Consider the following 12565-nt stretch of genomic DNA (forward strand, 5'->3'; position numbering starts at 1 on the left):
AAGCAGTGCCGCTCCCTCAGTGATTCTCGAGGCGGGGAGGCGTAAATGCCTCCCCGGTTCGTTTTTGGAAACCACATGAATATTCTGATCGTTGGGCCCAGTTGGGTCGGTGACATGGTGATGGCGCAGACACTGTTTCAGTGTCTCAAGCAGCGCCACCCGCAATGCGAAATCGACGTCCTGGCCCCTGAGTGGAGCCGGCCGATCCTTGAACGCATGCCCGAAGTGCGCAAGGCCTTGAGCTTCCCGCTCGGCCACGGCGCGCTGGAATTGGCGACGCGTCGGCGCATCGGCAAATCCCTGCGTGGTCAGTACGATCAGGCGATCCTGCTGCCCAACTCGCTGAAGTCGGCGCTGGTGCCGTTTTTCGCCGGCATTCCGAAACGCACCGGCTGGCGCGGCGAATTCCGCTACGGCCTGCTCAACGATGTGCGCACCCTCGACAAACAACGCTATCCGTTGATGATCGAGCGGTTCATGGCTTTGGCCTATGAGCCGAACGCCGAGCTGCCGAAGCCTTATCCGCGCCCAAGCCTGCAAATCGACCCGGTCACTCGCGAAGCAGCGTTGGCCAAGTTCGGCCTGACCCTCGACCGCCCGGTGTTGGCCCTGTGCCCTGGCGCCGAGTTTGGCGAGTCCAAGCGCTGGCCGTCCGAGCACTACGCCAAAGTCGCCGAAGCGCGCATTCGTGAAGGCTGGCAGGTGTGGCTGTTCGGTTCGAAGAACGATCATGCGGTCGGTGAAGATATCCGCGCTCGACTGATTCCTGGCCTGCGTGAAGAATCGGTCAACCTCAGCGGCGGTACCTCGTTGGCCGAGGCCATCGACCTGATGTCCTGCGCCGACTCGGTGGTCTCCAACGACTCCGGTCTGATGCACGTCGCCGCTGCGCTGAACCGCCCCTTGGTAGCCGTCTACGGCTCGACTTCGCCGGGCTTCACCCCGCCGCTGGCGGAGCATGTCGAAGTGGTTCGTCTGGGCCTCGATTGCAGCCCGTGCTTCGACCGCACCTGCCGCTTCGGCCATTACAACTGCCTGCGCCAGCTGATGCCGGACGCGGTCAATGATGCCTTGCAGAAGTTGCAGGGCTCTGTGGTCGAGGTTCATTAAGTTGCGGGTACTGCTGATCAAGACTTCATCGCTGGGTGACGTGATTCATGCGTTGCCGGCGCTGACCGACGCCGCCCGGGCCATTCCCGGAATCAAGTTCGACTGGGTAGTGGAAGAAGGTTTCGCCGAGATCCCGACCTGGCACCCGGCCGTTGGCAAAGTGATTCCGGTGGCGATCCGTCGCTGGCGCAAAAACCTCTGGAAAACCATCACCAGCGGCGAGTGGAAACGCTTCAAACAAAGTGTGCGCGCCAATAAATACGACTTGGTGATCGACGCTCAAGGCCTGCTGAAAAGCGCCTGGCTGACCCGCTACGTCAAAGCGCCGGTAGCCGGCCTCGATAAAGGTTCGGCGCGAGAGCCGATGGCTTCGCGTTTCTATGACCGCAAACTGGCTGTGGCCCGCGGTCAGCACGCCGTCGAGCGAGTGCGCCAACTGTTCGCCATCGCTCTCGGCTACGACTTGCCGAAAGGCTTGGGCGATTACGGCCTCAACGTCGAGCGTCTGGTCGAGCTGCCGCGCAAAAACGCCTTTGTGGTCTTCCTGCATGGCACTACTTGGGACACCAAACACTGGCCGGAAAGTTACTGGCGCGAACTGACTGAACGCGTCGGCTACCTCGGCGTCGGCGTCAAACTGCCGTGGGGCAACCCACAGGAAAAGGCCCGCGCCGAACGCATCGCCGCCGGTTTCAAACACGCCGAAGTGCTGCCGAAGCTCAATCTGGCCGGCGTCGGCAAAGTCCTCGCTGGTGCGCAAGCCTGCGTCGCGGTGGATACCGGTCTCGGCCACTTGGCCGCCGCGCTGGACGTGCCGACCATCTCGCTGTTCGGCCCGACCAACCCGGGCCTGACCGGCGCCTACGGCAAGTTGCAGATTCACCTGGCCAGCGACTTCCCATGCGCGCCATGCCTGCAAAAGAAATGTACCTATCAACCGACCGCGCAGGATGCCCGTCAGTTTGACCTGAAGCGTGAACAGCCGCTGTGCTTCACGCGTCTGAACCCCGAGCGTGTCGCCAGCCGACTGAGCACGTTGTTAATGGCTGAGGAGCTGCGCTGATGCAATTGGCATTCGTCCTGTACAAATATTTCCCGTTCGGTGGCTTGCAGCGCGACTTCATGCGCATCGCCCTTGAATGCCAGAAGCGCGGTCACCAGATTCGCGTCTACACGCTGATCTGGGAAGGCGACGTGCCGCCCGGTTTTGAGGTGCTGGTGGCGCCGGTCAAGGCGTTCTTCAACCATCGTCGCAACGAAAAACTCAGCGCGTGGATGGCAGCGGACCTGGCCAAGCGCCCGGTCGATCGCCTGATCGGGTTCAACAAAATGCCGGGGCTGGACGTCTACTACGCCGCCGATGGCTGCTTCGAAGACAAGGCGCAGAACTTGCGCAATTCGCTGTACCGCCGTTGGGGTCGCTATCGCCACTTCGCCGAGTACGAGCGCGCAGTGTTCGCCAAGGATGCGAAGACCGAAGTGCTGATGATTTCCGAAGTGCAGCAGCCGCTGTTCATCAAGCATTACGACACGCCACTTGAGCGTTTCCATCTGCTGCCGCCAGGCATCGCCCAGGATCGTCGCCGCCCGGCGGATGCCGCTGAAATTCGCGCCGGTTTCCGCGCTGAATTCAATCTCAAGGACGACGAACTGCTGCTGGTGCAGATCGGCTCCGGCTTCAAGACCAAAGGCGTCGATCGCAGCCTGAAAGCGCTGGCTGCATTGCCTGCCGAACTGAAGAAACGCACCCGGCTGTTTGTAATCGGCCAGGATGACCCCAAATTATTCCAGATGCAGAGTGCAACTTTGGGTCTGGGCGACAACGTGACTTTCCTCAAGGGGCGCAGCGATATCCCGCGTTTCCTGCTCGGCGCCGATCTGTTGATCCACCCGGCCTACAACGAAAACACCGGTACTGTGCTGCTTGAAGCGTTGGTCGCCGGTTTGCCGGTGCTGGTCAGCGCGGTCTGCGGTTACGCCCATTACATTGCCGAGGCGGATGCCGGGCGAGTGCTGGACGAACCGTTCGATCAGGCGCAACTGACGCAATACTTGACTGAAATGTTGCATGACGACGCTGCACGCGCGGCCTGGAGCCGCAATGGTCTGGCCTTCGCCGAGACGGCCGACCTCTACAGCATGCCGCAGCACGCGGCCGATGTGATTCTGGCGGAGCACGCTTAATGAAGTTGATGCTGGCTGAACCGTTCAAAAGCCTGTGGGCCGGCCGCGACCCGTTCGCTGAAGTCGAAGGCTTGCAGGGCGAGGTATACCGCGAGCTGGAAGCACGCCGGACGCTGCGCACGGAAGTCGACGGCAACGGATTTTTCGTCAAGATCCACCGAGGTATCGGCTGGGGCGAGATCTTCAAGAATCTGCTGACCGCCAAGCTGCCGGTTCTCGGCGCGGGCCAGGAGTGGCAAGCCATTCAGCGTCTGCAGGAAGTCGGCGTGCCGACCATGACTGCCGTGGCTTACGGCGAGAAGGGCAGTAACCCGGCAGATCAGCACTCGTTTATCGTCACCGAAGAACTGGCGCCGACCATCAGCCTCGAAGACTTCAGCATCGATTGGGTCAAGCAGCCGCCCGAGCCGAAACTCAAGCGCGCGCTGATCGCCGAAGTCGCACGCATGACCGGCATGATGCACCGCGCTGGCGTCAACCATCGTGACTGCTATATCTGCCACTTCCTGCTGCACACCGATAAACCGGTGACGCCAGACGACTTCAAACTCTCAGTGATCGACCTGCACCGTGCCCAGACCCGCGCGAAAATCACGCAGCGCTGGCGCAATAAAGATCTGGCCGCGCTGTACTTTTCCGCGCTGGACATCGGCCTGACCCGCCGCGACAAACTGCGTTTCCTCAAAGGCTATTTCCAGCAACCGCTGCGCCAGATCCTGGCTGAAGAAGCGCCGTTGCTGAGCTGGCTGGAAGGCAAGGCCAACAAACTCTACGCGCGTAAACAGCGTTACGGGGATGCGCTCTGATGGCGGGTTGGACTCTCGAGCCGCAATACAGCGAGCTCGCCGAAGACTTCGGCAGTCTCGAAGCGGTATTTGCGTTGCAGGGCGAACGCCTGACCCGTGATCCGCTGTCGGAAGTGATTCGCGTGCAGCGCAACGGCGTCAATTATTACGTCAAACGCTATGTCGGCGCCGGTAAAGGCTTGCGCCGTTACCTCGGCAAGCCGCGGGTGAAGATGGAATGGCAGAACCTCAAGCGCTTCGCCAAGTGGGGCATTCCCACCGCTGAAGTGGTGGCCTGGGGGCTGGAGCGACGAGGCGCGGCGTATGATCGTGGCGCCATGATCACCCGTGAACTGCCCGACACCGAAGACCTTTCGGCGCTCGCCGAGCGCAAGGATCCGAAACTCAAGGATCGCGCCTGGGTCGACGGTGTCAGTCGGCAATTGGCCGGCTATACCCGGACGATGCATGATCACCGATTTACCCATAACGATCTGAAATGGCGCAACCTGTTGATCGATGATCAGGCGCGGATATTTCTGATCGATTGCCCTAACGGCGAGTTCTGGCGCGGCTTCTGGCTCAAGTATCGGATCACCAAGGATCTGGCCTGTCTCGATAAACTCGCCAAATACCACCTGTCCAATACCCAACGCCTGCGCTTCTATAAGCAATACCGCCAGTGCGATCGGCTTGATAGCGCCGACAAGAAACGGATTCGGCACGTGGTGAGATTTTTCGAGGGACGCGAATGACTGATTTTCTCGCCGCTGAAGACCGCGCACTGCTTGAGCGCCATGGTCTTGGCACTTTTGACGCGCTTTGGGCGAAGCAGCTTGAGGCCGTGGACGAACCCAATACCGCCCGTGGCGGTTGGAGCAGCGTCTTCCGTCTGGATCTTGAAGGGCAAGGTTATTACCTCAAGCGCCAGAGCAACTACCTGACGCGGACCTTGCATGCGCCTTTCGGCGAGCCAAGCTTTGCCCGCGAGTTTCGCAATATCAGTCGCTATCGCAAGCTCGGTATCCCGGCGCTGCAAGCGGCGTTTTTCGGTGAGCGTAAGGTCAACGGCGAAGTCCGTGCCATCCTGCTGACTCGGGCACTCGATGGCTGGAGTGATCTGGAATCGCTGTTGCAGCGTTGGGCGCAGCTCAGTACCGCGCAGCATTCAGCCATTCTCAAGGCTTGCGGATTGCTCGCGCGGCATCTGCACGGCGTGCGTCAGGTGCACGGCTGCTTCTATCCCAAACATATTTTTCTGCGAGCCACCGGTGACGGGTATCAGGCGCAATTGATCGACCTGGAAAAGACCCGGCCGTTGTTGTTTGGTATGCGCGACCGGATCAAGGATCTGGAACCGCTGCAACGTCGCGCACCGGAATGGAACGAGGCGCAACTGCGTGAATTGCTCGCGGCTTATCTCGATCAGCCCACTGACAGCGCGCTGCTGGACAGTTGGCTGGCCCGGCTGACCGCGCGTCGCAGCCACAAGGAGACCCGCTGATGCAATTGTCCGAGCTGGCCGGTGCCGGACGAGCCCCGCAATTGCCACTGACGGTGACGCTGGCCGATGCCGCCGGCAGTGCTGATCTGCAATTGCTGAGCCTGCTGCGGGTGTTGCCGGGACAGCGTTACGTTGGCGCCGGTGTCTGGCGCGGGCGTCCGGTGCTGGCCAAATTGCTGGTCGGCGGCAAAGCTGCCCGGCATTTTCAGCGCGAGCTGGAAGGCGTGCGCTTGTTGGCTGCGCAAGGCCTGACCACGCCGCTGCTCCTGGCCGATGGTTTGCAAAATGGCGAAGGTGGCTGGTTGCTGTTCGATTTCCTTGAGGGTGCCGAAAGCCTTGGCGATGCCTGGGCGAAAGTCGAGTCGCTGCCGGTGTTGGCCGATGAGCAATCGGCGGTGCTGGCTGAGGCGCTGGGCGCTATCGGCCAATTGCACGGCAAAGGGCTTTGGCAGGAAGACCTGCACTTGGACAATCTGTTGCGCCACGGCGGCCAGTTGTACTTGATTGACGGTGCCGGGATTTGCGCAGAAACCGCCGGCCAGCCGTTGTCGCGACAAAAAGTCCTGGAAAATCTCGGGGTGTTTTTCGCCCAGTTACCCAAGGCGTTGGAACCGTTCACTGAAGAGCTGCTGGTGTATTACCTGTTGAGCAACAGCGAGCATGCGTTGCCGCTGGAGGCCTTGCAGAAACAGATCGACAAAGTGCGGCGCTGGCGTTTGAAAGACTTCCTGATCAAGGTCGGTCGCGAGTGCACGCTGTTCAGTGTGCAGCGTGGAGCGTTCGCTCTGCGCGCGATCCGCCGCGAAGAAGAGTCAGCCATGCTGCCGGTGCTGGAGCAGGCTGATGCGTTGCTTGATCAGGGTCACCTGTACAAGACCGGTGGTGCGGCGAGCGTTGGCAAGGTTCAGGCCGGTGCGCGCACGCTGGTGATCAAGCGCTACAACATCAAGGGCTTTGCGCATTGGCTCAAGCGTTTCTGGCGGCCAAGTCGGGCCTGGCATTCGTGGCGCGAAGGCAATCGCCTGGCGTTTCTCGGCATCGCCACACCCAAACCGCTGGCGGTGCTGGAAAAGCGCTTTTTGTGGCTGCGCAGCCGTGCGTATCTGGTGACCGAGTTCCTGCCGGGGCCGGATATCATCGAGCGCTTTGCGCCGTACGTTGAAAGTGGTGAAGCGCCGGAAGCGGAGTTGCAGGCGCTGGATCAGTTGTTCGCCAGATTGATTGACGAGCGGATCAGCCATGGCGACTTCAAGGGACATAATCTGTTCTGGCAGCAGGATCGCTGGGCGCTGATCGATCTGGACTCGATGTGCCAGCATGGATCTGTCGGCAGTTTCGCGCCGGCCTATGCCCGTGACCGTGCGCGATTCATGCGCAACTGGCCCGAAAGCAGCGCGCTGTATCAGATTATTGATCTGCGGTTGCCGAAAGATATTTCCAGCGTGCCCTGAGACAAACCAGCAGTAGAGGACAAGATTCAGCGACTTGTCCTACAGCTTCTCCAGAAGCCATGAACTGTGCCCTGTTCAGTCCCGATGCTAATTTGCCCAACGACCTTGGAGGGCGAATTTTGACCATTAAACAGGCTGCAACGCTGGGTGTATTTTCATGGATTCTGGCTGGCTGTGGCAGCGCCATGACTGTCTTGCAGGACGATGCCGACGTGGCGCGGGACATGCGCAAACAAAAAACCTATTGCCAGTCCATTCCGCGGATTTACAGCGGTCTGGCCTTCGACTTCTGCGTGTTGAACGCGCCGCCGGATCCCAGCGGTTTTCTGGTGCCATTCGTGTTGCTGGATCTGCCATTGTCCGGAGTATTCGATACAGTAGCGTTGCCCTATACGGTTTATCGTCAGCTCACCGACGGCAATCTTGGTATTTACTGGCGCAAGGGCAGTTATTGAGTAGCAGGGTAAGGTTTCTCCAAACCATTCACCCAGAGGGCAATCGCACAGGGTAATTCCCTACTCGTTTACGCTATAATCCCGCCCTTTAGCTGTCACTCGCCCTGTGCGGGGGCACATCAATTTTCAAGGCGCATCGCGCCTGCACGCAGACTAAAGAGGCTAGACCCCTGTGGCATTGACGATTCTTGGCCTGTCCGGCGCCCTTAGCCATGACCCTTCAGCAGCCTTGTACATCGACGGCAAGCTGGTGGCGGCGGCTGAAGAAGAGCGCTTCGTACGCGATAAGCATGCAAAGAACCGCATGCCCTACGAATCGGCGAAGTTCTGTCTTGAGCAGGCCGGCATCAAGCCGTCCGACGTTGACGTAGTTGCGATCCCGTTCGCTCCGATCAGCCTGTTCGGCAAGGCGCGCTGGCACTACGCCAAGCGTTACTGGTACGCGCCGGATCGCGCCCTGGATGCGATCCTGATGGGCAACCGCCGCTACAAGCGCTACCGCAACAAGATTGTCTGGTGCCTGGAGCAATTGGGTTTTGATCCGAAGAAGATCAAGATCGAACCAGTCGAGCACCACTTGGCTCACGCCTCCAGCGCCTACCACTGCTCTGGCTTCAAAGAAAAAACCGCGATCCTCGGTATCGACGGCAAGGGCGAGTACGCCACGACCTTCTTTGGCTACGGTGAAAACGGCAAGATCCACAAGATCAAGGAATTCTTCGATCCGGACTCCCTCGGCGGCCTGTATGGCGCGATCACCGAGTTCCTCGGCTTCGAGATGCTCGACGGTGAGTTCAAGGTCATGGGCATGGCGCCGTACGGCGATGCCAGCAAGTACGATTTCTCGCGTCTGGCCTCGTTCGAAAACGGTGAGCTGGTGATCAACACCGACTACGCCAACGTTATTGGCCTGCGCCGCTATAAAGAGAAGGGCAAAGGCTTCTACTTCTCGCCTAAGCTGATCGAGTGGCTGGGGCCGAAGCGCGAAGGCGATATTGCTGACGAACCTTACATTCACTACGCCGCGAGCATGCAAGCGCTGTTCGAGAAGCTGGCGCTGCAGATGATCGATCACTATTTGGGTGACGTGCTCAAGGAAACCGGCAAACTGGCCTTCGCCGGTGGCTGTGCGCTGAACGTCAAACTGAACCAGAAAATCATTGCCCGCGACGACATCAAAGAGCTGTTCGTGCAGCCGGCGTCCGGCGATGCCGGCACTGCGGTCGGCGCAGCTGCCTATGTGTCCCACGCCCGTGGCGTGCCGGTCGAGAAGATGGAACATGTCTACCTTGGCCCGTCGTACAGCAATGAAGACGTGATCGCCGCCTGCGCCCGTCACGAGAGCAAGCCGACCTGGCGCAAGCTCGACAACATGCCGGAGCAGATCGCCAAGATCATGGTCGATGGCAACCCGGTGGCCTGGTTCCAGGGGCGCATGGAGTTCGGCCCGCGTGCATTGGGTGGTCGTTCGATCATTGGTTGCCCAAGCGTGGCTGGCGTGGCTGATCGCATCAACCACCAGATCAAGTTCCGCGAGCGCTGGAGGCCTTTCTGCCCGTCGATGCTCGACACTGTTGCGCCGCAAATGATCAAGATCGATCACCCGGCACCGTTCATGACCTTCACGTTTGAAGTGGCGGAAGAGTGGAAGACCCGTGTGCCGGAAGTCGTTCACGAAGATGGCACTTCTCGTGCCCAGGTCCTCAAGCGTGAATACAACCCGCGCTACTACGACATGATGAAGGCGCTGGAAAACCTGACCGGTAACGGCGTATCGCTGAACACCTCGCTCAACCGTCGTGGCGAACCGATGATTTGCTCGCCGACCGACGCGTTGAACATGTTTTTCGGTTCGGATCTGGAATACCTGATCATGGAAGATATTCTGGTCGTAAAAGAGGGTGTGAAAGGATACGAACTTGACTGAAACACTGATCAGCGTCGTCATTCCGGTTTACAACTATGCGCGAACGCTGCCTCGTGCAGTGGAGTCGGTGTTGGCGCAATTGGATGAAACGACGGCGGATCTGCTGGTCATCGACGACGGGTCGACGGACGATACGCCTGAGGTAGTGGAAAGGCTCCTGCTCAAGCATGGCGGTCGTTTTCGCGCGCTGCGTAAAAGCAACGGCGGATTGTCGTCGGTACGCAATCGGGGGCTGGAAGAGACAACCGGGCAGTATCTGGTGTTTCTCGACTCTGACGATGAAATGGCTCCCGGTGCATTGGCTGCGCTTGCGCAGCACATTGCCAGTCATCCGCAGACCCTTATGGTGATCGGTGCGCACTGGTCAGTGTTCGCTGACGGGCGCCGCAGCTTGCAGGCGGCCAGGCCTTTGCCTGTGACGCCCCGCCAGCGCCTGCAGGGTTACCTGCTGAACAAGACGGTGTCGATTTCCAACGGTGCCTGTGCGATGCACCGCGAAGTGTTCGCTCTGGGCAATTACCCGGAACATTTGCGCAACGTCGAGGACCTGCCAGTGTTTGCCCAAGTGCTGGCGCGCTACCCCTGCACCGTTCTAGACAAGCCTCTGGCACTGATCCACAAGCACGCCGACAGCATGCGCCATGATTTGCGCCAGAGTCTTGCTGCCGGTACGGAGCAGGTCGTCAGCGAGGTGTTTTCCAGTCGAAGAATGCCCGAAGAAATGTGTGATCTGCGCCAGGCGTTTCTGGCACAGCGCTGTTTGTCGCTGTTTCGCGACTGTTATTCCCATGGCGAGTACAAGCTGGCCAGGTCGTTCTATTTCCAGGCTTTGCGTGCAGACTGGCGGACGTTTTCACGCTGGTCATACACCCGCAAGGCTTTGCGGTTGCTGTTTCGGTAAGTGGGTCGCGGTGATGTGCGCGTACCTTGTAACGGATGTCGGTGAGGTGGCTGGGTGAAAGGTACGGGCGGTAGTGTGGCAACTCGAGTCTCCAGAATCATCGACAAATACCCGGTCTGGCTGGCGTTTGTGGGCAGCGCGCTGTTATCGCTGATAGCCGTCCTGGGCACTGCGACAGTGGGACGTGATGCCGCGCTGTATATCGATATTGCGCAACAGGTCACCGAGCACGGGCCGAATGTGGCTTGGGCTACATTCGACTGGCCCTGGTTTTCCTTTCTGCTGGCCGCTACGCATTCCATCCTGCATTTGCCGCTGGAGCTGAGTGCCTATCTTTGGTGTGCACTCTTTTTTGCCGGCACCAGCGCGTTGATGGTGGACTGCGTGCGTCAGCGGTCTGCGCTGGTCACCCGTTGGGCGTGCCTGGTGGTATTGGCCATGCCGGCGGTGAATGCCTTTCGAAACGACATCATCCGTGAGTGCGGTTTCTGGTTCTTCTGCACGCTGACGCTCTGGCTCGCGCTGCGCTGGCAAGCCCGTGGCGGCTGGTTGCGCGCGGCATTCATCCACCTGGCAATCGTCGCAGCAGCCTTGTTTCGGCTGGAGGCCTTATTGCTGGTGCCGGCGTTGGCTCTGTGGCAGTTGCCCAACCTGTGGTCATCTGGCCGACGGATGCAGTTTGCCCAGTTTTCGCTGCTGCCGGTTTTGGGGCTGCTGGCCATTTCGGCAACCAGTGTACTCATGTCGGCGCGAGTGATGCTGTATCTGGACATGATTGCCCCGCACAGTGTGTTCGCGTCCTTTCAAATGCTGTGCGATCAGTTTGCCAATTCGCTCATCAACAAGTACTCCCAGGATGAAGCCGGGCGGATCATTTTCTTCGGCATCCTGGCGACCATGACCATCAGTTTCGTGAAGTTGATGGGGCCTTTCGCCGTTCCCTTCATTCTGCGGCGTAACTGGGGGGTGCTAGGCGTCTACTGGCGCGACTATCGACCCTTCGCCTGGGCGGCGTTGCTGTATCTGATCGTGCTGGTGCTGTTTTTCATCAAGCAACAGTTCATGAATACGCGCTACCTGAGCTTTCTCAATCTGTTGTTTGTGCCCGTGCTGGCGATGGGGCTGGCGGCGTTTGTTCGCGAGTTCCCGCGTTGGGGCAGGTGGCTGGTGGTTCTGTGTTTGCTGGTGATGCTGTCGAACGTCATCTCCACCGGGGCCGGCAAAACCCATTACGTCCAGGCCGGACGCTGGTTGTCGGCCCATGTCGAGCCAGGGGCGAAGACCTATTTCGAGGATGGACGGATCAGCTATTACGCCGGTCGCGGCTACGTGTTGCCGGTACTGACCGCAGAGGAAGCGATGTCGGCAGCGCACGCGGGCGACTATCAGTACTTCCTCATCGAGGCCAAGGGTGACGAGCCTTGGCTGAATGAGTGGCTGGTGGCGCACAAGCTGCGCATCATCGAGCATTTCGCCAATCGCAAAGGTGCCACTGTAGTGGTCATCGGCCGCTAAGGCTTAACCGAGCAGCGGGCGCAGGCGCGAGATCAGCGGCGCTTGCCGGTTGCTCGGGAGTGCCTGCCGATAGCCCTCGATAAACGTGTCGCCGGCGTCCTGGCCGAGCAGCCATTGGCGGTCTTCCTTGTAGCGCAGCAAATGCGCGAAGTTACGCAGGCGTTTACTGTCACTGAGCGCGTGCTTTTGGCAGCGCAGGTCGGCAATATCGATCAGGCCCAAACGCTTGTCGGGGGTCTGCACGACGTTGCCAAAGTGCAGTGATCGAAAGTACACACCTTTTTCGTGCAGCAGGGCGAAGTACCCGCCCAGCTGGAATCTCAGTGTGTCAGCCTCTTCGTCAGTGCCTTGTAGCTGACGCACTGTATTGCCTTCCAGCGGGCTGTAATACACGCAGTCACGTTCGATGCTCGGGATGCGGTAGACCGCGATGACTTTGGGGCAGAGGATGTCGCGTTGTTCGAGGATCCGTGTATTGTCGGCAAAGCGTTGTGCATAGGGGTAGAACAGTGCCGAACTGAGCAGCCGCTTGCGGCGGAACAGCTTGAGCATGCGTCCATCGGCCAATCTGAGCACTTTGTCGCCGGAACCGTCGGCTTCCAATACGTGTGCACCCTCGCGCAGTGCCTCGTAAGTGCTGTGATCAATCGATTGCATATCCGGCTCCCCATCATTAGCGGGGTATCTTAACCGACTTGGTCGAAAGCTGGTTCGAAGTCATGTTTATCGGGGC

At 59.6% G+C, this 12565-nt stretch carries 12 protein-coding genes; 11 read left to right on the top strand and 1 reads right to left on the bottom strand.

Features of this window, described 5'->3' with window-relative positions:
• Positions 1-75: 75 nt before the first annotated feature.
• The 11 genes from waaF (at position 76) to LOY43_RS02355 (ending at position 11832) form a co-directional block, all read left to right on the top strand.
• A complete protein-coding gene (gene waaF, locus LOY43_RS02305; protein WP_095047254.1) occupies positions 76-1110 on the top strand; it encodes a lipopolysaccharide heptosyltransferase II in 1035 nt (344 codons plus the stop codon).
• Position 1111: 1 nt separating this feature from the next.
• Entirely contained in the window at positions 1112-2173 is a 1062-nt protein-coding gene (gene waaC / locus LOY43_RS02310; protein WP_077570514.1) for a lipopolysaccharide heptosyltransferase I, read from the top strand.
• A complete protein-coding gene (locus LOY43_RS02315) occupies positions 2173-3294 on the top strand; it encodes a glycosyltransferase family 4 protein (protein WP_095047255.1) in 1122 nt (373 codons plus the stop codon). Before waaC ends, LOY43_RS02315 begins: the two co-directional genes overlap by 1 nt.
• On the top strand, positions 3294-4100 hold the full coding sequence (rfaP, locus tag LOY43_RS02320; protein WP_258709143.1) for a lipopolysaccharide core heptose(I) kinase RfaP: 807 nt from the start codon (positions 3294-3296) through the stop codon (positions 4098-4100). Before LOY43_RS02315 ends, rfaP begins: the two co-directional genes overlap by 1 nt.
• Positions 4100-4834 (top strand): lipopolysaccharide kinase InaA family protein, encoded by a 735-nt coding sequence (locus LOY43_RS02325; RefSeq protein ID WP_093430128.1) that lies wholly within the window; start codon positions 4100-4102, stop codon positions 4832-4834. Before rfaP ends, LOY43_RS02325 begins: the two co-directional genes overlap by 1 nt.
• The gene (locus LOY43_RS02330; protein WP_095125331.1) at positions 4831-5583 is read left to right on the top strand and encodes a lipopolysaccharide kinase InaA family protein; all 753 of its coding nucleotides are present in this window, start codon (positions 4831-4833) and stop codon (positions 5581-5583) included. Before LOY43_RS02325 ends, LOY43_RS02330 begins: the two co-directional genes overlap by 4 nt.
• Positions 5583-7034, top strand: a complete 1452-nt coding sequence (locus LOY43_RS02335) for a lipopolysaccharide kinase InaA family protein (protein ID WP_258709144.1) — start codon at positions 5583-5585, stop codon at positions 7032-7034. Before LOY43_RS02330 ends, LOY43_RS02335 begins: the two co-directional genes overlap by 1 nt.
• A gap of 119 nt (positions 7035-7153) precedes the next feature.
• Complete coding sequence (locus LOY43_RS02340) at positions 7154-7489, top strand: YceK/YidQ family lipoprotein (protein WP_093430131.1); 336 nt, start codon at positions 7154-7156, stop codon at positions 7487-7489.
• Positions 7490-7661: 172 nt separating this feature from the next.
• The gene (locus LOY43_RS02345) at positions 7662-9416 is read left to right on the top strand and encodes a carbamoyltransferase (RefSeq protein ID WP_077570529.1); all 1755 of its coding nucleotides are present in this window, start codon (positions 7662-7664) and stop codon (positions 9414-9416) included.
• Positions 9409-10317 carry a glycosyltransferase family A protein gene (locus tag LOY43_RS02350; protein ID WP_095047259.1) on the top strand — a complete coding sequence of 303 codons (909 nt, stop codon included), beginning with the start codon at positions 9409-9411 and terminating at the stop codon, positions 10315-10317. Before LOY43_RS02345 ends, LOY43_RS02350 begins: the two co-directional genes overlap by 8 nt.
• A gap of 75 nt (positions 10318-10392) precedes the next feature.
• Positions 10393-11832, top strand: a complete 1440-nt coding sequence (locus LOY43_RS02355; RefSeq protein WP_245398016.1) for a hypothetical protein — start codon at positions 10393-10395, stop codon at positions 11830-11832.
• 3 nt (positions 11833-11835) lie between these two features.
• Here LOY43_RS02355 and LOY43_RS02360 read toward each other — a convergent pair whose 3' ends face one another.
• Positions 11836-12489, bottom strand: coding sequence for a toluene tolerance protein (locus LOY43_RS02360; protein WP_095125335.1), 654 nt, complete (start codon positions 12487-12489; stop codon positions 11836-11838).
• Between the last annotated feature and the right edge of the window lie 76 nt (positions 12490-12565).

This window comes from Pseudomonas sp. B21-041 (assembly GCF_024748675.1).
In the GTDB taxonomy this organism is placed as follows: domain Bacteria; phylum Pseudomonadota; class Gammaproteobacteria; order Pseudomonadales; family Pseudomonadaceae; genus Aquipseudomonas; species Aquipseudomonas neuropathica.